At 71.3% G+C, this 22,364-nt stretch carries 15 protein-coding genes and 1 pseudogene; 10 read left to right on the top strand and 6 right to left on the bottom strand.

The window, feature by feature from the left end; all coding sequences use genetic code 11:
* Positions 1 to 233 precede the first annotated feature (233 nt).
* Together AB0L06_RS23475 and AB0L06_RS23470 are read left to right on the top strand one after the other, a co-directional pair.
* Positions 234 to 1,403: a PP2C family protein-serine/threonine phosphatase gene (locus tag AB0L06_RS23475; protein ID WP_500233201.1), complete on the top strand. Its 1,170-nt coding sequence runs from the start codon at positions 234 to 236 to the stop codon at positions 1,401 to 1,403.
* Positions 1,404 to 1,579: 176 nt separating this feature from the next.
* On the top strand, positions 1,580 to 3,742 hold the full coding sequence (locus AB0L06_RS23470; RefSeq protein WP_500233200.1) for an ATP-binding protein: 2,163 nt from the start codon (positions 1,580 to 1,582) through the stop codon (positions 3,740 to 3,742).
* A gap of 111 nt (positions 3,743 to 3,853) precedes the next feature.
* Here AB0L06_RS23470 and AB0L06_RS23465 read toward each other — a convergent pair whose 3' ends face one another.
* The 4 genes from AB0L06_RS23465 to AB0L06_RS23450 form a co-directional block, all read right to left on the bottom strand.
* Positions 3,854 to 4,678: an SDR family NAD(P)-dependent oxidoreductase gene (locus tag AB0L06_RS23465; protein WP_500233199.1), complete on the bottom strand. Its 825-nt coding sequence runs from the start codon at positions 4,676 to 4,678 to the stop codon at positions 3,854 to 3,856.
* A gap of 122 nt (positions 4,679 to 4,800) precedes the next feature.
* Positions 4,801 to 6,297 (bottom strand): flavin-containing monooxygenase, encoded by a 1,497-nt coding sequence (locus AB0L06_RS23460; RefSeq protein ID WP_500233222.1) that lies wholly within the window; start codon positions 6,295 to 6,297, stop codon positions 4,801 to 4,803.
* A 113-nt stretch (positions 6,298 to 6,410) separates the two neighbouring features.
* Complete coding sequence (locus tag AB0L06_RS23455) at positions 6,411 to 7,433, bottom strand: AurF N-oxygenase family protein (RefSeq protein WP_500233198.1); 1,023 nt, start codon at positions 7,431 to 7,433, stop codon at positions 6,411 to 6,413.
* A 19-nt stretch (positions 7,434 to 7,452) separates the two neighbouring features.
* Positions 7,453 to 8,226 carry a TetR/AcrR family transcriptional regulator gene (locus AB0L06_RS23450; RefSeq protein ID WP_500233197.1) on the bottom strand — a complete coding sequence of 258 codons (774 nt, stop codon included), beginning with the start codon at positions 8,224 to 8,226 and terminating at the stop codon, positions 7,453 to 7,455.
* 203 nt (positions 8,227 to 8,429) lie between these two features.
* Here AB0L06_RS23450 and AB0L06_RS23445 point away from each other — a divergent pair, with 203 nt between their 5' ends.
* From AB0L06_RS23445 to AB0L06_RS23430, 4 genes are all read left to right on the top strand, one after another.
* The gene (locus tag AB0L06_RS23445; protein ID WP_500233196.1) at positions 8,430 to 9,035 is read left to right on the top strand and encodes a DUF1877 family protein; all 606 of its coding nucleotides are present in this window, start codon (positions 8,430 to 8,432) and stop codon (positions 9,033 to 9,035) included.
* 245 nt (positions 9,036 to 9,280) lie between these two features.
* Positions 9,281 to 10,060 (top strand): ABC transporter ATP-binding protein, encoded by a 780-nt coding sequence (locus AB0L06_RS23440; protein ID WP_500233221.1) that lies wholly within the window; start codon positions 9,281 to 9,283, stop codon positions 10,058 to 10,060.
* Entirely contained in the window at positions 10,057 to 12,732 is a 2,676-nt protein-coding gene (locus tag AB0L06_RS23435; protein ID WP_500233195.1) for an ABC transporter permease, read from the top strand. The genes AB0L06_RS23440 and AB0L06_RS23435 overlap by 4 nt, the downstream gene beginning before the upstream one ends.
* A gap of 152 nt (positions 12,733 to 12,884) precedes the next feature.
* On the top strand, positions 12,885 to 14,096 hold the full coding sequence (locus AB0L06_RS23430) for a pyridoxal phosphate-dependent aminotransferase (RefSeq protein ID WP_500233194.1): 1,212 nt from the start codon (positions 12,885 to 12,887) through the stop codon (positions 14,094 to 14,096).
* A 41-nt stretch (positions 14,097 to 14,137) separates the two neighbouring features.
* Here AB0L06_RS23430 and AB0L06_RS23425 read toward each other — a convergent pair whose 3' ends face one another.
* Positions 14,138 to 16,345, bottom strand: coding sequence for an ATP-dependent DNA helicase (locus tag AB0L06_RS23425; protein WP_500233193.1), 2,208 nt, complete (start codon positions 16,343 to 16,345; stop codon positions 14,138 to 14,140).
* A 234-nt stretch (positions 16,346 to 16,579) separates the two neighbouring features.
* On the opposite strand from AB0L06_RS23425, the gene AB0L06_RS23420 reads away from it, so the two are divergent.
* From AB0L06_RS23420 to AB0L06_RS23405, 4 genes are all read left to right on the top strand, one after another.
* Positions 16,580 to 17,080 carry a phosphoribosyltransferase gene (locus tag AB0L06_RS23420; protein WP_500233192.1) on the top strand — a complete coding sequence of 167 codons (501 nt, stop codon included), beginning with the start codon at positions 16,580 to 16,582 and terminating at the stop codon, positions 17,078 to 17,080.
* 78 nt (positions 17,081 to 17,158) lie between these two features.
* Complete coding sequence (locus AB0L06_RS23415) at positions 17,159 to 18,670, top strand: sulfatase family protein (RefSeq protein WP_500233191.1); 1,512 nt, start codon at positions 17,159 to 17,161, stop codon at positions 18,668 to 18,670.
* A 71-nt stretch (positions 18,671 to 18,741) separates the two neighbouring features.
* A complete protein-coding gene (locus AB0L06_RS23410) occupies positions 18,742 to 19,848 on the top strand; it encodes a DUF4192 domain-containing protein (RefSeq protein ID WP_500233190.1) in 1,107 nt (368 codons plus the stop codon).
* A 515-nt stretch (positions 19,849 to 20,363) separates the two neighbouring features.
* The gene (locus AB0L06_RS23405) at positions 20,364 to 20,843 is read left to right on the top strand and encodes an Rv3235 family protein (protein ID WP_500233189.1); all 480 of its coding nucleotides are present in this window, start codon (positions 20,364 to 20,366) and stop codon (positions 20,841 to 20,843) included.
* 942 nt (positions 20,844 to 21,785) lie between these two features.
* On the opposite strand, the pseudogene AB0L06_RS23400 reads toward AB0L06_RS23405, so the two are convergent.
* Positions 21,786 to 22,133 (bottom strand): annotated as a pseudogene (locus AB0L06_RS23400) (RCC1-like domain-containing protein); the annotation flags it as partial.
* Between the last annotated feature and the right edge of the window lie 231 nt (positions 22,134 to 22,364).

The raw sequence follows: 22,364 nt of genomic DNA, 5'->3' as shown, positions 1-22,364 counted from the left end.
CCGGACTTCGATGCCCTTGTCCGTGTTGTCCCCTTGAGTGAATTCGTTGACCGCCCTGTTCCGCAGGCTCCCGCGTGCGGGATGGGGCCTCACTCGGTCGCCCGAGTGATGTGCCTTCGTTGCAGGGAAAAGGATCCGTTTCGTGTCCGTGGGGCTACAATCGGCGACGACAGCGGTCCGTGGCCACCGCATGGCTCACGGATGACGTCCACGACGAACGGCGTCCCCTCCCCATGGCCTGGATTCGTCACCACCACCATCGCGTCGACCCCGCCGCGTGCCTTCCGCTCGCCGCGCTGCTGGTCGTCGCCGCGGCCGACCTGTGCCTGCCGGACGGCGGCTCGCTGATCGGCCTGTTCATCGCCGTGCCGGTGCTGGCCGGGCTGCGGTCCTCGTCGGCGCGGGGCGTCGCCGTGACCGGCGCGGCCACGCTCGCGACCCTCGGCGTCCTCGAGACGTCGATGATCTCCGACGACCTGCTGCGGTTCGCGGCCGTGATCGGCGGTGTGCTCGGCACGACGGCGATGATGGCGGTCGCGACCCGGCGCCGCGAGCGCAGCGACCACGCGCAGGCCGACCTGCGCGCGATCACCGACACGATGCGCCGGGCCGTGCTGCGTCCCGCGCCGTACCGGGCCGGCAGGGTGCGCTCCCGGGTCCGCTACCTCGCGGACGCGGCGGAGGCCGGACTCGGCGGCGACCTGTACGCGGTGATGGAGACCGCGCACGGCGTCCGGATCATCGTCGGTGACGTGCGCGGCAAGGGCCTGCCGGCGGTCGAGCAGGCCGCGGACGTGCTCGGCGCGTTCCGCGAGCTGGCGCACAACGAGCCGACGCTCACCGGCGTGGCGCTGCGGCTCGACGGCTTCCTCGCCCAACGCGGCGGCGCGGAGGATTTCGTCACCGCACTGCTCGTCCAGATCCCGCCGGATGGGGACGCGGCGGAACTGGTCAATTGCGGGCATCCACCGCCGTTGCTCCTGTCCCTCGACGGCGCCTCGACGTTCGTGGACGCGTTGCCTCCCGCGCCGCCGCTCGGCCTGATCGCGCTCGCGGGCGACGCCTGCCCGCCCGGCCCGCTTCCGCTGCCGTCCAGTGGGGGACACCTGCTGCTCTACACGGACGGCGTGACCGAATCCCGCGATGCCGCGGGCCGCTTCTATCCGCTCGCGGAACGCGCCGCCGTGCTCGTCCACCCCGATCCGGACGTCCTGCTGGACGCACTGGAGGCGGATCTCCAAGCGCACGCGGGCGGCAGGCTCCAGGACGACGCCACGTTGCTGGCCCTCGACGTCGATCCCGTTCCGCCCTCGCCTCCGTGTGGCGGTGACGACCCGGCGCATTCGGTGCCCGCCCACCACAGGACAGGCGAACTGGCCCGTGAACCTGTGGATGGCTGCTGAGTTCGCGCCATCGCCGGGGCGGGGCCTTGGGCGCTGCGCGGTAGAGGTTCGCGGGGTGCGGGTCAGGTGGCCGGAGGTGGCGGCCTGTGGATCGGTCCAAGGCCGTGCTTCTGGTGGGAGCCGGGGGGATAACGGGTGGGGGGTTCGTTGGCGGGGTCGCGTCGCGGGAGGTGACGGTGTTCCAGGATGACCGGTCGTTGCTGGTGCGGGTCGGCTTGGTGGATCGGGTGCGGGAGCTCGCCACCGTTCGGGAGCAGATCGGGCACGGGCGGGCGGTGACTCTCACCGGGGTCGGCGGTGTCGGGAAGACGCGGCTGGCGCTGCGCGCGGCGCAGGAGCTGCGGGTGTCCTTCCCGGACGGCACGTGGTTCGTCCGGATCGACGAGATCCGGCATCCGGCGCTCCTGGCGCACGGGGTCACGGCGGCCATGGGGGTCGTCGATCAGCCCGGACGTTCGCAGGCGGACGTGCTGCTCGACTTCCTCGCCGGCAGGAAGGCGCTGCTCGTGCTCGACGGGTGCGAGCACCTGCGTGAGGCGGTCGGCGACCTGATCGGGATGCTCCGGGAGGGCGCGCCCGGCGTGCGGTTCATCGCGACCGCGCGGCAGGGGCTCGCGATGCCCGACGAGTACCGGCTGGTCGTCCGGCCGCTGCCGGTTCCCGGTGAGGCGGACTGCGAGCGCCTGACGTTTCACCCGTCCGACCTGCGGAGATTCGCGGAGATCGAGTCGGTTCGGCTGTTCACGATGCGGGCTGCCGAGGCCGCGCCCGGCTTCACACTGACCGCCGGGAACGCGGGGCAGGTGGCGCGGTTGTGCCGGAGGCTCGACGGGATTCCGTTCGCGATCGAGCTCGCCGCCGTCCGGATGCGGGACATGCCTCTGGACGAGGTGCTCGGACGGCTGCGTGACCGGTTCGCGGTGCTGGGTGCGGCGCGTCCCGGTCTGCCCCGTCATCAGGCGTTGCGCACCGCGATCGGGTGGAGCCACGAGCTGTGCGCCCCGGCCGAACGGCTGCTGTGGGCGCGCCTTTCGGTCTTCGAGGACGGGTTCGATGCCGACGCCGTGCGCGCGGTGTGCGCGGACGAGCGGCTGCGCGCGGACGATGTGTCCGCGCTGCTCGCGGGGCTGGTGGACAAGTCCATCCTGTACCTGGGCGATCACGACGACGGGACGCGGTACCGGCTGCTGGACACCGTCCGGGAGTACGGGCTCGGCTGGCTGCGGCTGCTCGGCGAGGAGCAGCGGATGCGGCGGCGGCATCGTGACCACTATCTGGAGGTCGCGCGGCGGATCGACCGCGACTGGTTCGGGGCGCACCAGTTCGCGTTGTACCGGGGGCTTCTTGCCGACCTGGGGAACTTTCGTACCGCGCTCGCCTATGAGGGGATGGGGGAGGCTGACCGGCGTGCGGCGCTGGAGCTGGCCGCCGCGTTGTGGCCGCTCTGGATCGTCCGCGGGTTGACGCGTGAGGGGCGATATCACCTGGAACGTCTCCTCGCGGACGAGCCGCCGCCCGGTCCCGAACGGGCCCGCGCCCGCTGCCACCTGGCCTGGGTCGCGTTCGCCCGCGCGGACGTCGAGGTCGCGTCCGAGACCGCCGAGGCCGCCCGCATGGAGGCCGTCGACCACGGCGACCACCTGCTGGCCCTGCGCGCGCGGGTGATCGCTTGCATCTCGATCGGGACGGGCGGGAACCTGGCGGCTCCGCCGGCCGCGTCGGCGGGTGTGGCGGGTGTGGCCCGGGAGGCGGCGCTCGTCCTGAGGGGCGCGCTGGACGATGTCCTCGCGGCTCGCGCGGGCCGTCCCGACGATCTGGACCCGCTGCTCGCGCTCGGGGTGATCGGGTTGCTGCTCGACCGCTGCGGCGAGCTGGACCAGGCCGCCGACCTGCTCGTCCGGGCGGTGGAGCTGTGCGCGGGGCACGGTGACCTGTGGTGGTGGTCGCACCTGGACTGGATCCTGGCGCGGGTTGAGCTCCGGAGGGACCGTCCGGAGGAGGCGTCCGGACGGGCGCGCGCCGCCCTCGCGGTCAAGCTGGAGTTCCAGGACGCGATGGGCGCGGCGCTGCAACTGGAGGTGCTCGCGGCGGCGGCCGTCGCGCTCGGCGGACCGGTGCGCGCGGCCCGCCTGCACGGCGTCGCCGCGGCGGTGCTGCACACCGCGACGACGCCGGGTCTGTCCGTCCTGACGCTCGGGGACATTCACGACGCGGCCGAACGCGCGGCCCGCGACCGGCTCGGCGACGTCGCCTACGAACGCGAACGCGATGCGGGAGCCGTCCTCGACCGGGAGGAGGCCGTCGCATACGCGCTGGCCCCTGACGCCCCCGAATCCTGACCCGCGCGCATGAGTACGCCCCACGCCGGTGAGGTGCCCGAAGGTGGTCCCGACCCGCGCGCGCGAGCACGCCTGTGGAGTGCCCGTCCGTTGTGGACGGGCACTCGCGGTTCAGTGCTTGTCGGCGGCGCGGATGCGGCTGACGGCGATCTGGGCCACGCGGACGGCGGCAGAGGGGTTGAGGCGTGCGCCGCGCCAGGCCGCGCGGCCGGACGCCGGGGCGACGATGAGGGCCTGGTTCCGCCGGACGCCGCGAACGATGTCGCGGGCGAGCTTCTCGGCGGTGTAGAGGCGGGGGGACGCCTTCTGGATGTCGGCCTTGGCGTCGCCGGACATCGGGGTCGCGGGGAGGTCCGGGTTGACGTTGGTGAGCAGCGGGGTGTCGACGAAGGACGGGCAGACGACGCTGACCTTGACGCCGCGGGTGGCGGCCTCGGCGCGCAGCCCGAGGGAGAGGCCGACGACGGCGTGCTTGGTCGCGGTGTAGGGGATGCCGATGGGCATCGGGACGAGACCGGCGAGCGAGGCGGTGTTCACGATGTGTCCGGAGCCCTGCTCGATCATGATCGGGTAGGCCGCGTGGACGCCGTGCACGACGCCCTTGAGGTTGATGTCGATCGCCCGGTTCCAGTGGTCGAGGGTCAGCTCCTCGGCGAGGCCGCCGATGGCGATGCCGGCGTTGTTGAAGACCAGGTCGAGGGCGCCGTGCTCGGCCTTGACGCCCTGGTAGAGCTCGGCGACGGCGGCGGCGTCGGTGACGTCCAGGCGGGCGGCCGCGGCCTTGCCCCGGCCGAGGGTGTTCAGCCGTCCGGCGACGTACTCGGCGCCCTCGGCGTTGATGTCGGTGACCACGACGGTGTCGCCGCGGGCCACCAGGGCGGTGGCGATCGCCCGTCCGATGCCGGACGCGCCGCCGGTCACGATCGCAATGCTCATCGTCGCTGCTCCGCTCGATGTCAGGGGGCTCGGGGGCCCGGGGGGTGCGGGCCGCGGAACCGGCCTGGGGGCGGCCGGCTCCGCTAATTGGATGATCTGTTTAATAGTGCTGTGCGGGCAGTCTAGCCAGCCGCCGCGGGCTGCCGCGTGCGGCCCCCGGGATCGGTCCGGCCGCCGCCGGCGGGGCCGCCGAGTTCGTAGGAGGCCGGGTCCAGCCGGCGGGTGCGCAGCCAGTAGTTCGCGGTGGACGCCGGCCAGGCGGCCCGGTTCACGCCCGCGCGGTCGAGGTACCAGGACGTGCAGCCGCCGGCGACCCACACCGCGCCCGCGGACCGGCGCTGAACCCAGGCGTTGAAGCGGTCCTGCGCGCCGCGCCGGACGGCGATCGTCGCCGAGCCGGTCGCGCCGAGCAGGCGCAGGCACTGCAGGACGTGCCGGACCTGCGCCTCGATGATGAAGATCATCGAGTTGTGGCCGAGTCCGGAGTTCGGGCCGAGCAGCAGGAACAGGTTCGGGAAGCCCGCCACCGTGACGCCCAGGTGCGCCTCGACGCCGTCCCGCCAGGCGTCCTGGATCCGCAGGCCGTCGCGGCCGACGATGTGCGCGTGCTCGAACGCGTCGGTCACGTGGAAGCCGGTGCCGAGGACGATCGCGTCGGCCTCGTGTTCGCGGCCGTCGTCCGTCACGATCGAGCGCGGCCGGACCTCCCGCACGCCGGACGTGGTCAGCTCCACGTTCGGGCGGGTCAGCGCCGGGTAGTAGTCGCTGGACACGAGCGTCCGCTTGCAGCCCATCGTGTAGTCGGGCGTGAGCTTGCGGCGCAGGCCGGGATCCGGCACCTGGCGGGCCAGGTGCGCCTTGGCCAGCGTCGAGGCGAGCTTGAGCAGCCTCGGGTTCTCGAACCCGAGGACGAAGCTCTCCTGAAGCAGGTAGATCCCGTTCCGGTAGATCCGCTGGACGCCCGGGACGCGCCGGAACAGCGCGCGTTCGACGCCGGTGATCGGACGGTCCGGCTTCGGGAGGATCCACGGCGGCGTCCGCTGGAACACCGTCGTGTGCCCGGCCTTCTCGGCGATCCGCGGGACGAACTGGATCGCGGACGCGCCCGTCCCGATCACGGCGACGCGCTTGCCGGTGAGGTCGTAGTCGTGGTTCCACTCGGCAGAGTGGAAGACCGTGCCCTCGAAGGACGCCAGGCCAGGGAGATCCGGGATGTTCGGCTTGTGCAGCGGGCCCATCGCGGAGACGAGGGCCCGTCCGCGGACGGGTTCGCCGCCGTCGCCGACCAGGACGCGCCAGGTGGCGGTGTCGTCGTCGTACTCCGCGCCGGCGGCTTCGGTGTTGAACCGGATGTGCTGCCGCAGGTCGTACTTGTCGACGATGTCCTTGATGTACTGGAGCAGCTCGCGCTGCCTCGGGAACATCCGGGACCAGTCGGACTTCGGCTCGAACGAGTAGGAGTACAGCAGCGACATGATGTCGCAGGCGCAGCCGGGATAGGTGTTCTCCCGCCAGGTGCCGCCGACCTCGTCCGCCTTCTCGAGGATGACGAAGTCGTGCACGCCGGCCTTCTTCAGGCCGATCGCCATGCACAGGCCGGAGAAGCCCGTCCCGATGATGACGACCTTGTACGCGCCGCCGGGGCCGGCCGCCGGCGTGACCGTCCGGTGCGGGGCGCCGGAGGTGTGCGTCCGGTGCTGGTCGCCGGGGGTGGGCTGGTCGATCGGCACGGTCAGGACGCCTTCGCGGCGCGGCGGGACGGCTGCTCGTCCGGCAGTGGACGGCGGTGGCCCGGCTCGTCCCAGATGCCGAACGCCTTCCAGATCAGCTTGTTCACCGGGGTGACGACGTTCAGCTCGGACATCAGGTCCCGGATCTTGCCGACCGAGTTGGAGATCTCCGCCTTCGCGATCGGGCTCTGGTACGCCTCGCGGACGACGTCCTTCGGGATGCCGAAGTGCCGCACCATCGGGCCGGGCGGGGACAGCATGATCCGCGCCATCACGCCCAGCACGATCGGGGTCGCGACGCCGAGGACGCGGCGGCGCGCCTTCGGCATCGACGGGATCCGGTGCTTGAGGTAGTGCCGGGCGAACGAGATGTGCCGGGCCTCCTCGGCGATGTGGATCCGCATGATCGTCTCTTCGAGCGGGTGCTTGATGTGCCCGCCCTTGAGCGACTTGCGCTGCACGTAGTCGATCGGGTCCTCGCCGCCGAGGACGAAGATGAAGAACATCTCGGTGCTGATCAGCGGGATCCAGGGCGCCGCCTGCGCGACGACCGTGAGCGACTTCGGCATGCCCTTGATCGGGAGCTTCGTCCGGTTCACGAACTCCTGGAACATCATCCCGTGATGACATTCCTCGGTCGTCTCGTGGTAGACGTACCGGAATTCCGGGCGGCCGTTCGGCAGCCAGTAGGCGAAGTTCAGCAGGCCGCGCTTCAGCAGGTTCTCGAACTGCAGGCCGATCTTCATCGCGGTCGCGACACGCCAGAGCCCGATCTGCGCCTGGATCTCCGGCGGCTGCGACCGGTACCACCCGGTCCGGCCGAGGCGGTCGAAGTCCGGCAGCACGAACCTCGGGTCGTTCCGGTCGAGTCGGAATTCCGGGTCGTCCCAGGGGATGTCCCGGTACGCCTCCCAGTGCTTGTCCACCGACGCCTTGTTCAGGCGGTCGATGACGCCCAGGTAGGACTTGCGGTCCTTGACCTGCTCGCGGACTTCCTCGGCCAGGTCGGTGGGGGCCTTGGTCATGGTCGTGCTCCCTCGGGGGTCAGGGGGTTTCGGCGGTTCCCGAGTCGTCGTCAGGCGCGGGTGGGACGTCCGCGGCGGACGGGGTGTTCGGTGGGAAGGGGGCGTCCGGTGCGGACGGGGCGCCGGGCGCGGGCGGGGCACTCGTGGGGGACGGGGCGGGGATGATCAGGCTGGCGACGCTCTTGACCTGCGCCAGGACGGCCTTCTGGTGGCCCTCGGCGTCGCCGTCCAGCGCGTGCTGGACGGACAGGCCGACGAACATGGCGAACACGGCGCGCAGCATGGTCGGGACGGCGTCGTCCGGCACGTTGGTCGTCGGGAAGAGGCGTCCGAACGTGTCCAGGATGACCTGCAGGATGCGCTCGTTCAGGTCTTGGCAGAGCGGGCGCAGCACGTCGTCGGTGCGCGCGGCGACCGAGAGTTCGAGTAGTGCCCGAGCGGGACGGCCGCGGAACACCTCCCAGAGCAGGTCGAGCGCGCCCTCCACGTTGCGCCGCTCGGGCGGCAGCACCGCGAACGCGGTCTCGTAGGCGAGTCGCTGCCGCTCCAGCAGATGCTCGAGCGCGGCCGCCACCAGGACCATCTTGGTCGGGTAGTGGTGCTGCTGGGCGCCCCGGGACACGCCCGCCCGGCGCGCCACCTCGGTCGTGGACGTGCCCGACCAGCCGAGGTCGGCCAGGCATTCCATGGTGGCGTCGAGCAGGCGCGCCTGCGTCCGGGAGCGCCGTTCCTCCTGGGTTCGACGATCTCCGGACCTGCGGCGGGAGCGATGTCGGCGACTGCTTACTGACACATCCTCGACGGTACGGACGCACTTACAAGCAATCAAGCCTGCTTGTATGTTGCCCGCATCACAATTGGACACCGTGTTCAATTGATCAACGTGCGCCCGTCCGGCGGCCAGGTGGCACAGGGGGCGCCTTCGAGCCACCATTGCCGCGAGGTCGTCGGGTTCGGCGCCTTCCCGGCCCCACTCGACGAGGTATGACGATGGGCATGGACCTGTGGAGTGTTCCCGTTCGGCTGGACTCGGAGCCGGTCCAGGTGATCCGCCGCGATGCGGCGGTGTGGGAGACCGCCTGGTGGCGGCCGCCCTTCACCACCGACGTCGACAACTACGGCGAGCCCTTGCCCGAGGTCAATCAGGCGATGCTGGCGGACCGTCCAAGCGCCCTCGACACGCTCGAGGGCCCCTGGCACTCGGGTGCGCGCGGTTATGAGAGAGCCGAGTATGCGCTCGACCCGGCCGCCTACCGCCGGTTGGACGGCCACGAAGAGCGGGAGCGTTCACTGCCGTATCGCATCATCCACGGTGACCGGCACTTCGCCGACCACACGGCCGACGGACAGGGCATGCCGTGGCGCTGCTCCACCCGGGTCTTCCTTGTCGAGGCCGCCGACGCGATCGAGGCTCTTGACGAGGCGGTCGTCCGCCGCGAGTTCTCGATCCAAGAGATGGTGGGCCTCGGCGTCTACAAGACGCGACCGGACGATGACGAGGACGAGACCTTCGCGCGCGCGATGGACGACCTGCGATGGCTCGCGCGCTACTACCGCGACGTCGCCGCCCACGGCCACGACCTGATCGTGATCCAGGACTGACCCGGCTCACGGCCTTGAGGAACTGACCGGTCGGGGGCAGGGGCTTTCAGATCACCCCCGCGCACAGCACAGTCCGCCGTGGTACGCGCACACGTACGCCCTGTGCGGTATGCGGACGCTCGGCCTGCTGCGTCGGGCGCACTCCGAAAGCCGCTCCCAGCCGGACGACGTGGGGACCGTCCGCGCGGAGCATCTACGCCATGACGAAAAGCAGAGAAAAGCATTTGGACGTGCCGGGTGGCGCGATGGCCGGTGAGCGTGGTGCGCGGACCGGCGAGGGCGGTGCGCGGACCGGTGAGGGCGGTGCGCGGACCGAGCGACTGACCAAGGTGTACGGGACGGGTTCGACCGCCGTCCGCGCGTTGGAGGACGTGAGTGTGACCCTGCCCGGCGGCCGGTTCACCGCGATCATGGGGCCGTCCGGCGCGGGCAAGTCCACCTTGATGCACTGCGTGGCGGGCCTGGACGCGCCCACGTCCGGCCGGGTGTTCGTCGCCGGTGTCGACCTCGGCGCGCTGTCGGACGCGAAGTTGACCCGGATGCGCCGGGAACGTGTCGGGTTCGTTTTCCAGGCGTTCAACCTGCTGCCGACGCTGACCGCGTGGGACAACATCCTGTTGCCGACCACGCTCGCCGGGACGCGGCCGGACAGCGAGTGGTTCGACACCGTCGTCCGGACGCTCGGCCTCGGCGAACGGCTCGGGCACCGGCCCGCGCAGTTGTCCGGCGGGCAGCAGCAGCGGGTCGCGCTGGCCCGCGCGCTGATCACCCGCCCGGAGATCGTGTTCGCCGACGAGCCGACCGGCAACCTCGACTCGCACACCGGCACGGAGGTCCTGACGCTGCTCCGCCGTTCCGTGGACGACCTGGGCCAGACCGTCGCGATGGTCACCCACGACCCGGCCGCCGCCGCGCACGCCGACTCGGTCATCTACCTCGCGGACGGCCGGATCGTGGACGTCATGGACGCCCCGACCACCGACCGCGTCCTGGACCGCATGCGCGACCTGGGCGGTGCGGCATGATCGGGATGGCCGTCCGGGAGCTGTGGGGACGGCGCCGCCGCCTCGCGTCGTCCCTGGTCGCGGTGTTCCTCGGCGTCGCGTTCCTCACCGGGACGCTCGCGCTCGGCGACACGCTCTCGCGTTCGATCGACCGGTACTTCGCGAACTCCTACGGCGACACCGACGTGATGGTCCGGAACGCGACGCAGGTCAGCAAGTCGCCGGGGCAGCTGCCGGGCGAGATCGACGGGTCGGTCCTGGCCCGGGTGAAGGGCGTGCCGGGCGCGGCGGACGCGCAGCCGGTGATCCAGGGGTCGGGGCAGACGCTCGGCCGGGACGGGAAGGTCATCGACGCGCGCGGGCCGCGCGTCGCCGGGAACTGGATCGAGGACCCGAAGCTCAACGCCTACCGGATCGCCCAGGGGCGTGCGCCGCGTGCGCCCGACGAGGTCGTGGTCAACAAGCTGGCCGCGGACGAGGGGCACCTGCGCGTCGGTGACCGGACCTTCGTCCTGACCCCCGAACGGGTGCCGGTGACCGTCGTCGGGATCAGCATGTTCGGCAAGGACCCCGGATTCGGCGAGGCCGAGTTCACCGGGTTCAGCCTGGAAGGCGCGCAGAAGTACGTGGCGCACGGCACCGGCCGCCTGACCGGGGTGGCCATGGGCGCGGCGCCCGGTGTCGGACAGGGCGAACTCGCGGCGCGCGTGTCCCGCGCGCTGCCCGCCGGGACCGAGGCGGTCACAGGGAAGGCACTGGTCAAGGAAGGGGTCGGGCAGGTCCGGGACGGCTTCCTGAGGATCTTCCAGTTGGCGCTCGGGGCGTTCGGCGCGGTCGCGCTGCTGGTCGCCGCGTTCTCCATCCACAACACGTTCGCGATCACGCTGGCCCAGCGGACGCGCGAGTCCGCGCTGCTGCGCGCGGTCGGCGCCAGCCGCCGCCAGCTCGCCGGGCTCGTCGGCGCGGAGGCCCTGGCCGTCGGCGTGCTCGCCACCGCCGCCGGGGTCGGAGGCGGCATCGGCTGCGCGGTCCTGCTGAAACTGCTGTTCAGCGGGTTCGGCATGGGACTGGACGCGCAGGGCGTCGTGGTCACCGCACGGACCCTGCTGATCGCCGCTCCGGTCGGGCTGGCCGCCACGCTGGTAGCGGTGCTCGGACCGGCCGTCCGCGCCGCGCGGATCCCGCCGATCGCCGCGATGCGGGAGTCGGCGGCCGAGCCCGCCGGAATGTCGGAGGCGCGTGTCATCGTGGGCGCGGTGGTGATGGCCGTCGGGATGGGGGCGGCGACCTTCGGTGCGGTCGTCGGGCGCGGGTCGTGGACCGGCGTCGGCGCGCTGATGACGCTGGTCGCGATGGTGGTGCTGGGGCCGGTCATGGCCCGTCCGGCCGCGGCTCTCATCGGCATGCCCGCGGCCAGGCTGCGCGGTGTGCCCGGACGGCTCGCCCGCGAGAACGCCGTCCGCTCCCCGCGCCGCACCGCGGGCGCAGCGACCGCGCTGATGATCGGTGTCGGTGTGGTGACGCTGCTCACCGTCTTCGCCGGGTCGCTCCGCGCGTCCCTGGAGGACGGTGTCGCGGGCTCCTTCCGCTCCGGGCTGGTCGTGAACGGCGGCACCAGCCCCACCAGCGGGTTCGAGCCGTCCTTGGCGACGCGTGCCGCGTCCCTGCCCCAGATCTCGGCCGCAGTGGGCCTCGGCAAGGGCGCCGCCCGCGTGGACGGCCATGCCACCACGGTCGGCGTCACCGATCCGGCCCGGCTCGCCCGCGTCCTGAGCCTGGACGTGACGTCGGGCACCCTCCCCTCCGATCCCGTGGCCGGAGGTGCGCCGGCCGCCGGTTCGGCGGGGACCGGGGCGTCCGGTAGCGGCGGCGCGTCCGGTAGCGGCGGCGCGTCGGGCAGCGGCGGGGCGTCGGGCAGCGGCGGCGCGTCCGGTTCTGGTTCGGCGGGCGGTGGTGCTTCCGGGCGCGGGCCGGCAGTGCTGGCGGTGGGGAAGAAGGTCGCCGACCAGCGGAAATGGCGGGTCGGATCGGTGGTGACGGTCACGTTCTCGGACGGGGCGCGCGTGCCGATGACGGTCGGCGCGATCTTCAAGCGGACCGACCTGGCCGGGGACTACATCGTCCCGCGGACGGTGTGGGCGCGGCACGACCGGCGTCCGCTGGACATCGCGGCATTCGCCACGCCGAAGCAGGGCGTGTCCGAGAAGGACGCGCGGGCGGCGCTCACCTCGCTCGCCCGGTCCTACGGCGCGCCGGATGTCCAGAACCGGTCGGAGTACGTCAAGGCCCAGACCAAGCAGATGAACGCGTTCCTCTCGATCGTGTACGTGATGCTGGCCCTCGCGATCGTGATCGCCCTGCTGGGGATCGCGAACACGCTCGCCCTGTCGGTCCACGAGCGGACGCGCGAGCTGGGACTGCTCCGCGCGGTCGGCGCGACCCGGCGGCAGGTGCGGGCGATGATCCGCTGGGAGTCGCTGATCGTGTCGCTGTTCGGCACGGTGGGCGGCGCTGGCCTCGGCCTCTTCCTCGGATGGGCCCTGGTCAGCGCGCTGTCGAACCCGTTCACCGTTCCGGCCGTCCCGCTGGTGGTGATCTTGCTGGTCGGTGGGGTCGCGGGTGTCCTGGCGGCGCTCCGTCCCGCGCGGCGCGCGGCCAAGCTGCCCGCGCTCACCGCTGTGGCCTCCGCCTGAGGCCGGCGGCGCCGGCCGCCCTGTAGATCGCCCAGGGCGGACGGCGCCAGGTCCTCGTGCGCGCAGGGGGAATGGCCCGCGCCGGAGGCGGCGGACCGCGTAAGGGGCCGGTGCAGCGTGGGATGCACGATTTGCCTGGATAGGCTGTTGCAATGCAGGTCAACCAGTCGGCCAAGCTCGCGAACGTCTGCTACGACATCCGGGGTCCCGTCCTGAAGCGCGCCAAGGAACTCGAGGCACAGGGGAACCGGATCCTCAAGCTGCACATCGGAAACCCCGCCCCGTTCGGCTTCGAGGCTCCGCCCGAGCTGTTGCAGGACATGATCCGCAACCTGCCGGAGGCGCACGGGTACAGCGACTCCAAGGGCATCCTGCCCGCGCGCCGCGCCGTGGTCCAGCGGTGCCAGGAGGCCGGCATCGAGGGCGTGGACGTCGAGGACGTCTACCTGGGCAACGGCGTCTCCGAGCTGATCGTGATGACGCTCCAGGCGCTGCTCGACGACGGCGACCAGGTGCTCATCCCCACCCCCGACTACCCGCTGTGGACGGCCGCGACGTCGCTGTCCGGCGGCGTCCCCGTGCACTACCGGTGCGACGAGGCGGCGGGCTGGGCGCCGGACCTGGCGGACATGGAAGCCAAGATCACCGACCGCACCCGCGCGATCGTGATCATCAACCCGAACAACCCGACCGGTGCGGTCTACCCGCGCGAGGTGCTGCTGGAGATCACCGAGCTGGCCCGGCGGCACGGCCTGCTGATCTTCGCCGACGAGATCTACGACCGGATCCTGTACGACGGCGCGAAGCACACCTCGATCGCCTCGCTGGCCCCCGACCTGCTGTGCCTGACCTTCGGCGGGCTGTCGAAGAACTACCGGGTGGCCGGGTTCCGGTGCGGCTGGCTGATCCTCTCCGGCCCGAAGGAGCACGCCGAGTCCTACATCGAGGGCCTGGACATCCTCGCGAACATGCGGCTGTGCCCGAACGTCCCGGCGCAGTACGCCGTGCAGGCGGCGCTTGGCGGGTACCAGAGCATCGACGAGCTCGTCCTGCCGACCGGCCGCCTCGGCGAGCAGCGCGAGCGCGCCGCCGGGATGCTGAACGAGATCCCGGGCGTGAGCTGCGTCCGGCCGGAGGGCGCGCTCTACGTGTTCCCGCGCCTCGACCCCGAGATGTACCCGATCAAGGACGACGTGCGGTTCGCGTTCGACCTGCTGGAGCAGCAGAACATCCTGGTCGTGCAGGGCACCGGCTTCAACTGGCCGACGACCGACCACTTCCGGATCGTCACGCTCCAGTACGCGGACGACCTGGAAGAGGCGATCGGACGGATCGGCGACTTCCTCACCACCTACCGTCCCTGACCTTCAGGCGCGACTTCCGTGGCGGGCGGGAGGCCGAGATCTCACTCGGCTTCCTGCCCGTTCTCCTTTGCCGCCCCTGCGGTCCCCGCGGCCTCGTCGAGGCGGCGGAGCGCGCCCCGGACGGTCTCCGGGTCGGTCGTGGCCCAGAACGGCGGCAGCGACGTCTTCAGGAAGCCGCCGTAGCGCGCGGTCGCGAGCCGCGGGTCGAGGACGGCCACGACGCCCCGGTCGTCCATCGCGCGCAGGAGGCGGCCCGCGCCCTGCGCCAGGAGCAGGGCGGCGTGCGTCGCCGCGACCGCCATGAAGCCGTTGCCCCCGCGCGCGGCGACCGCCCGCTGCCGGGCCGACGCCACCGGGTCGTCCGGGCGCGGGAACGGGATGCGGTCCATGATGACGAGCTGGAGGGACGGCCCGGGCACGTCCACGCCCTGCCAGAGCGACAGGGTGCCGAACAGGCAGGTCCGCTCGTCCTCGGCGAACTGCTTGACCAGCAGGGACGTCGAGTCCTCGCCCTGGCAGAGCAGCGGGTGCGACAGGTGGTCCTTCAGCTCGTCGGCGGCCTGGCGGGCGGCCCGCATCGACGAGAACAGCCCGAGCGTGCGGCCTCCGGCGGCCTCGATCAGCTCGGTGATCTCGGTCAGGTAGGCATCGGGGAGGCCGTCGCGTCCGGGCTGCGGCAGATGCCGCGCCACGTAGAGGATGCCCGAACGCGGGTGATCGAACGGCGACCCCACGTCGATGCCCGTCCAGGTCAGTTCCTGCTTGGGTTTCGCCTTGTCCTCGGCGGGCTGGGTCTTGTCCTCGGCCGGGTCGGCATCGGCATCGCGCGCGGCCGGGACCTCAAGCGGAGGCAGACCCCATTGGCGGGCCAGCGGTTCGAAGGATCCGCCAAGCGTGAGCGTCGCGGACGTGAGAACGGCCGTGCGCTGCTCGAAAAGCGTCGTGCGCAGGAGCCCGCCCACGCCGATCGGAGCCACATGCAACGTCGGGGGGCGCTTCGGACGTCCGTCCTGGACGAACGGCTTCTCCAGCCAGACGACCTCGTTCCGCGCGGCGATCTCGACCTGGTACGACTCCAACAGCCGGACGGACGTGTCGTGCAGATCCTCGAGCGCCGAACGGGCCGCTTTACGAGCGCCCGCGAGCGCGGGGTCCAGATCCTTCTTCTCTGGACCGATCGCGGTAAGGCACGCGTGCGCGGCGTCCCGGACGACGGCGAGCGCGTGGCCGAGGGACTCGGGCAGGACGTCCATGCGTCCGGCGGGGAGTTCCTCTAGGAGAAGGGTCAAGTCTTCGGCTGAACCCTTGAGGCGGTCGGCGACGCCTTCCTCGATGAGGCGTCCACAGCGGCGGGCGGCGGTGTCCACGGCGGTGGCCGAGATGTCGCCGGTCGCCACGGCGGTCACGCGGTCGACGAGTTCGTGCGCCTCGTCCACGATCACGACGTCATGCTCGGGGAGGACCTGGAACTCCTCCAGGGCGTCGATCGCGAGCAGCGCGTGGTTGGTGACGACGATGTGGGCCTCGCCCGCCTGCGCGCGCGCGAGCTCCGCGAAGCACTCGGTGCCCTGCGGGCAGCGCGTGGCCCCCAGGCACTCCTTCGCCGTGACCGCGACCTGCCGCCACGCCTGCTCGGTCACGCCGGGGACGAGCTCGTCGCGGTCGCCCGTCGTCGTCTCGTCCGCCCACTCGTTCAGGCGCTTGACCTGGCGGCCGAGCACCGAGAGCTGCTGCGGGTCGAAGAGGCTGTGGTCCTCTTCCTCGTCTTCCGGGAAGCCGGTCTGGACGCGGTTCAGGCACAGGTAGTTGCGGCGGCCCTTGAGGATCGCGTACTTCAGCTCGGTGCCGAGGTGCGGCCGCAGGGCCTCGGCGAGGCGCGGGAGGTCGCGGTCGACGAGCTGGCGCTGGAGCGCGATCGTCGCGGTCGAGACCACGACCGTCCGGCCCTTGGAGACCGCGTGCCGGATCGCCGGGATCAGGTACGCCAGCGACTTTCCGGTGCCCGTCCCCGCCTGCGCGGCCAGATGCTCGCCGGCGTCGAGCGCCTTCTCGACGGCCTCCGCCATGGTGACCTGGCCGGGCCGCTCGGCCCCGCCGATGGCCTGGACGGCGGTGGCGAGCAGCGTCGCCGTGTCGGGCACGCGTCCGGCCGAGGCGGGACGCTTTGAACCGGTGGCGGAACGCGCGGAACCGGCCGAATCCTGGGCGTCGGAGTCGGCGGAAGCGGAGAGGAGATCAGGGGCGGGCACGTCGGCCAACGCTACCCTTCCGCCCGACGTGCTCGCGGCCAAGCCGGCGGGCTTCGCCGCTCGTTCCGTATCCGTGACCTGGATCACTTTTTGCAGGGACGGGTCGTTGGCAGTTACCTGGATCACATGCTCCGAGTCGGTCGCGGGCGTGTCGGAGCCCACGCTGATGCGCGCTTCAGCCCATCCGGTGCCCCCTGGGACGGAGCGGTCCGGTGCGTCCGCGAAGATACTTCTGTGTCTGATGCTGAAAGAGAAGTCCTGACCTGGGAACTGTTCGGCACCGCCAGCCGTGACCTGGCCACCATGGTCGCCGAGAGCGGTTACCGGCCGGACCTGATCCTGTCGATCGCGCGCGGGGGCCTGTTCGTCGCCGGAGCCCTCGGTTACGCCCTGGACGTCAAGAACCTGCACGTCATGAACGTCGAGTTCTACACGGGCGTGGACCAGCGCCTCGACATGCCGGTCATGCTCCCGCCCGTCCCCGCCCCGGTGGACCTCTCGGGCGCGCGCGTGCTGGTGGCCGACGACGTCGCCGACACCGGCGCGACCCTCAAGCTCGTCCGGGACTTCTGCGCCGACCACGTCGCCGACGTCCGCTGCGCCGTCGTCTACGAGAAGCCCCACTCCACCGTGAAGTGCGAGTACGTGTGGCGGCACACCGACCGCTGGATCAACTTCCCCTGGTCCACGCTGCCTCCGGTCGTGCAACGGGACGATCAGGTCTTGGACGCCTGACGGCAAGGTCCGGCGCGGTCCGGAACGGTCCTTGGTTGGCTGGATCCCTCTGCTGGATCCGGCCCGCCAGGAGCGTCTTTGAAGTCCTTCCGCCCTTTGCTCGTCGTCCTGGCGTACGGCATCGCGGCCATCCCGGCCACGCTGGCCTCGACGACACCGCACGCGGGCACGAGCGCCGCAAGGGGCGACGCCGGGGGCAGCCTTGGGAAACGGCGTCCGAACATCATCCTGGTGCTCGCGGACGACCTGGCCACCGCGGACATGGGCAATTTCCCGAATCTCGGCAGGCTGGCCCGAGAAGGTCTCACCCTTCGCAACTTCATCGTTTCGGACTCCTGGTGCTGTCCATCCCGGGCGACGATTCTGCGTTCGCAGTACGTGCACAGTCACGACGTCCGTACCAACACCCCGCCGGACGGCGGCTACGGCCGTTTCCATACCGCGGGCGAGGACGCGGAGACGCTCGGCACCTGGATGCATGGCGCCGGCTACCGGACGTCCCTCATCGGCAAATACCTGAACGGCTATCCAGCCAGCGTGCCCACGGGCTATGTGCCTCCAGGCTGGGACGACTGGCACGTCCCGGTGCCGCACCACATGTACCAGCAGAGCGACTTCCACCTGGTCGAGAACGGACGCGTCAACGCGTACCCCCAAGGCCACTTGGACGACGTCCTAGCGGATAAGGGAACGTCCTTCATCAGGACGGCACCGCGCAACAAGCCGTTCTTCCTTTACCTGGCGCCTATCGCACCGCATCTGCCGGCCGCGTTCGCCGCACGCCACGCATCGGCCTTCCCAGATGCGAAGATCCCTCGCTCTGCGTCCTTCAACCGTGCCGGTAGCGGCCCCCAACCCCGGTGGCTACGTCAGATGGGCCCAATTGGCGCAGATGCGCTCAGCGGGAGCAATCGGATCAACCGCGACCGCCTCCGCTCCATGCTCTCTGTGGACGACATGGTCGGCGCCCTGTTGCGCACCCTCCGCGAGACCGGACGCCTGAACGACACCTACCTGTTCTTCACGTCCGACAATGGCTTCCACATGGGACAGCACCAGCTTTGGCCGGGTAAGACGACGCCCTATGAGGAAGACATCCGCGTGCCCACACTGGTTCGCGGCCCCGGGATCCGGCCCGGAACGAGCACGTCCGCCTTGGCCGGGACGGTCGACTTGGCCCCGACCTTCACGAACCTCGCCGGATCGCCGCTTCCCTCGTGCGCGGAGGGACGCTCACTATTCCCGATCCTCAAGGGACACCGCCCGGCCGACTGGCGAAAAGCGCTCCTGGTCGAGTTCTTCGCCGGACACCCCAGCACACACCCGGAAGGCCCGGACTGCGACAGTCGGCCGTCCCACGTCCGGACGTGCCCGCTCCCGCCCACCTACGCCGCCCTGCGCACCGAACGCAACACCTATGTCGAGTACAAGACGGGGGAGCGTCAGCTCTTCGACCTAGCGAAGGACCCGGACGAGCTCCACAACGCGATAGCTGACGCCAAACCGACCTTCGTCCACCAGATGTCGTCCTGGCTGACGCGTTTTCGGGCTTGCAGGGGTGCGACCTGCCGGCTCATGGACCGCGGCTAACGAACCCCACGAGTTATCCCCAGTTCGGCGGTGAGTGGAGAACCTCGGACCCGGTCGGCGAAGGTCGAACCATGACCAACGAAACGACCCGCCTGGTGATCCGGACCCCCGACGACGCCCTCGCCGCCGTCCCGTACCTGCTCGGCTTCCACCCGGCCGACAGCCTCGTCGTCCTGGGCTTCGACGGCCCTGAGAACACCTGCGCCGTCCGGGTCGACTTACCGCCGGACCCGTCCTGCGTCCCCCGGATGGCCGAGCAGATCACCATGGTGGTCGGCCGCAACGGCTTCCGCAGCGCCCTCATCGTCGGCTACGGCCCGTCCGCTCCGGTGACCGCCGCCGCGTCCGCCGTCTGGGAGGCACTGGTGTCCTCCGGCGTCCGCATTGTTGAGGCCATGCGCGTGTCGGACGGCCGCTGGTGGTCCCTCACCTGCCTGGAGGAGTGCTGCCCGCCCGAAGGTCGTACCTTCGACACGTCCAGCTCCCAGCTCGCCGCCACCGCCGCCTACGCCGGCCACACCGCCCTCCCCGCCCGCGAAGACCTGCGCGGCTCGGTCGCACCCCCGACCGGCAAGGCCCAGGCCGCCGTCCGCCGTGCCACCCTCCAGGCCGAGGCCCGCATCCATGGGTGGGCTCAGGAGGAGGCGAGCTCCGAAGCCCTGACCGCCCGCATGGCCACGGAGGCCGTCGAACTCCTGGAAGCCCTCCGCGCCTCCGAGAACCCGCCCACGACCGACGAGGCGGCCCTGCTGTCCGTCCTGCTGACCGATCTCCGCGTCCGCGACGAGATCTGGGTCCGCCTCACCCAGGACACCCCTCGTCAGGACCTTGAGCTCTGGAGCGCCGTCCTCCGCAACACCGACCCCCGCCACGCCGCCGCCCCGGCCTCCCTCCTGGCCTTCCTCGCCTACACCACCGGCGAGGGCGGCCTCGCCAACGTCGCCCTCGACCGAGCCGAAGAAGCCGACCCCCACTACTCCATGGCCGCCCTGATCCGCACGATCATCGCCCTCGGCGTCCCACCCAAGAAGGCCCGCCTCAAACTGACCCCCGAAGAGCTCGCCGCCCTCTACAAAGCCCGCACCCCGTCCCACCCGCCGCCCTCCGCCACATCCCCACCGACCCCCGACTCACCCCCGCGGCTCCCGCCTTCCCCCACCCGATCACCACCCCCATAACCCACCCGCCCGGCACGGCCACCACTCGGATGCACCTCCCACCCCGTCCAGCGGCAACCACCCCGCCCCCGCTCCCGAACCGCGAGAAGCCACGTCCAGCCCATGCCAGAGAGGACCAACCCCGGACCACCCACCACCGCATTGAGAACGAGCAGCCACCACACCCCGGGTGCCCCCTCAGTCGCCCACCCCACGGACCGCCTCCAGCGACGCGCCGGTCGATGGAATCCCGCCCAACAGAGCGTCCACCCGTGGCCGGACCCCCAGCAGGGCACCCATCCGCGGAGACCGCCCGTGGAGAGGGCACGCCTCTGGCGCTTGCGCCAGTAGAAGGGCGGTCACAGCGGATGGGCGAAGGGGCGAAGGGGCGGACGGGCGAGTGGGGCATTTGGGCATGAGTCCCCCGGAGGGCGGCGGGGCTGGTGTTACGGGAATGGCCGTACGTGGCCAGAACGCATCAAGGGATGGGGGTGCTGCCTCCTTTTCACGTCAGCGAATTCTTGTGGGAGGCAGACATGGGTGGACGCGACGTCCGGTGCGGCAGCAGTGGGGCTTCGGCGACGGCGGGGAACCTGGCGTTGGACGTGGCGGCGGCGCCGAGCCGGGTGCCGCTGCGGGTCCTGCCCGGCGGCGAGCCGTCCGGGGTCGGGGCACGGCAGGTGGCGGCCCAGGCCGTCCACCTGCTGCTGGACGCCCTGGCGGGGAAGGAGGTTCTCGGGCATCAGGAGGCGGCCGTCACGGGCCCGGTCGCGGTGCCGCAGGTCCTTTCGTGCTGGGTGCAGCAGCCGGGCGAGCGGGCCGCCGAGGGCGGTGCGGTGGTCCTGTTCCGGGGGCGGGTGCATGCCCTCGCCATCCGCATGGAGCTTCGGCACGGCCGTTGGAGATGCACCGAGCTTGAGACCACGGCGCTCGACCACAAGGCGGCCGCCACATCCACATCCGACCGACGGTCCAGCAGGCGCAAGCCGGCCAAGGCACGCGAGTATCGGAGGTAACCCCAAGACAGTCCAACAAGAGCAACCCCAAGGTGACCGCCTGGGCGGCCCCAGGACCGACGAGTGAAGCTGGCAATCGACCCCGCCCAGCTTTACCCACGGGACGTAGGCGGAGGACGCCCTGGCCTCGTTCCAACCACCCGCCAGCCGCGTCCCCAACCTCACGGGCCAGTGCACCTGGACGTCCGTTCTCAACCTCCCGTTCCCAGCCCCTCCCGGCGTCCGTCTCAAGGCCGTGGACGCAGGCGGCCGAAGGAACAAGGGGGCGCGACGTTTCCTGAGCCCGGTCGGTGGAGCGCGGGTGTGCTCAGATGTCCAACCTGTGCCGGCTGCTGGAGCCCCGGCGCGCGCCGCGCACGCTGGCCCGGCTGGCTCGCTCACTCACCCGTCCGCCGTGGACAACGCCGTCGACAACCGCGACGCACGATCCCTGCCCTGCTGCGGGCGACATGCGCAGCGCATCGAGGCTGGGGCGCTGGCATCCGTCGCCGAGCCGCGTCCCACGTGGCCCGCGTGACTCGCGCGCGGTGGGCTCCCGGTCCCGTATTCCCCGTACGTCGCAGATGTTCGCCGTTGCGTGATCTGTAGTGCTCACAGCGTCCGGGGAGAGCGGTGTCGGCGCGGTTGTCAGACGCGACGCTCACGTTCGGACTGCATCGGAGGCCATCGTGGCGTGTGTCGGCCAATGCTCACCGGGCCGACTCGACCGGCGGTGCCAGCTGACCTTCGCCGCGCCAACCTGGCCTTCACCTGGCACATCAAGAAGGTGGCCAGGTCGCGCCGTGCCGTCACGTGCACCGTTGTCTCACGCGCGCCGTGTGTCATGCGCGCCGTGTGTCATGCGCGCCGTGTGTCATGCGCGCCGTGTGGCACGCGTTCACGCGCCCCCGTGACTCAGGTGCCCCGTGCGTCGTGTGGCACGGGTTCATGTGCCCCGGTGACTCAGGTGCCCCGCGCGTTCGCGTGCTCCGTCGCCCGTGGCTCGCGTACCCATGTGGCCCAGATGTTCACGTGGCCTGTGGCTCGCGTGCCCACGTGGCTTGGACTTTCACGTGCCTTGTGCCCCCCATGCGTCCTGCGTGCCTCGCGCGCGGTGTGCTCACGTGCCCGCGCGTTCGTGTGCCCGTCCCTCCGTGGCTCGCGTGCCCCGGCGGTGATCTGGGTCGACGGCCGCTGGGCCGGGAGCGGCATGAACACCGGAGTGGGACGCGCGGTGTTGGTGCCGTCCCCGAGCTGCCCGGCGTTGTTGGTCCCCCAGCCAAGGACGCGGCCGTCGGTGGTCAGCGCGAGGCTTTTGCGTGCCCCTTGTGCTCATGCGCATTTGTGCGTTGCCTTCCACGTGGGTCTTGGTGTTGGGCGCTCATCGCTCTTTGCTCACGAGTTCATGACACTTGTGCTGCATGCGCGTGTGTGTTCGTGCGGATGTGGACCTCGGGGTCACGCGGGAGCTTGTGTTTGCGTGCGTTGTTCACGCCACGTGTTGCACGCTGCGGGTTGTGTGTTTTGTGGGTGTCATGTGCG

It is taken from the genome of Spirillospora sp. NPDC052269 (genome assembly GCF_040679435.1).
In the GTDB taxonomy this organism is placed as follows: domain Bacteria; phylum Actinomycetota; class Actinomycetes; order Streptosporangiales; family Streptosporangiaceae; genus Spirillospora.
This window is presented reverse-complemented; position numbering and strand designations above follow the sequence as displayed.

Bases quoted from the DNA above. Each gene is read 5' to 3' on its own strand.
- AB0L06_RS23440 (WP_500233221.1), top strand. From the start codon at position 9,281: ATGGCCGGTGAGCGTGGTGCGCGGACCGGCGAGGGCGGTGCGCGGACC.
- AB0L06_RS23455 (WP_500233198.1), bottom strand. From the start codon at position 7,433: ATGACCAAGGCCCCCACCGACCTGGCCGAGGAAGTCCGCGAGCAGGTC.
- AB0L06_RS23410 (WP_500233190.1), top strand. From the start codon at position 18,742: ATGACCAACGAAACGACCCGCCTGGTGATCCGGACCCCCGACGACGCC.
- AB0L06_RS23475 (WP_500233201.1), top strand. From the start codon at position 234: ATGGCCTGGATTCGTCACCACCACCATCGCGTCGACCCCGCCGCGTGC.
- AB0L06_RS23465 (WP_500233199.1), bottom strand. From the start codon at position 4,678: ATGAGCATTGCGATCGTGACCGGCGGCGCGTCCGGCATCGGACGGGCG.
- AB0L06_RS23435 (WP_500233195.1), top strand. From the start codon at position 10,057: ATGATCGGGATGGCCGTCCGGGAGCTGTGGGGACGGCGCCGCCGCCTC.
- AB0L06_RS23430 (WP_500233194.1), top strand. From the start codon at position 12,885: ATGCAGGTCAACCAGTCGGCCAAGCTCGCGAACGTCTGCTACGACATC.
- AB0L06_RS23445 (WP_500233196.1), top strand. From the start codon at position 8,430: ATGGACCTGTGGAGTGTTCCCGTTCGGCTGGACTCGGAGCCGGTCCAG.
- AB0L06_RS23405 (WP_500233189.1), top strand. From the start codon at position 20,364: ATGGGTGGACGCGACGTCCGGTGCGGCAGCAGTGGGGCTTCGGCGACG.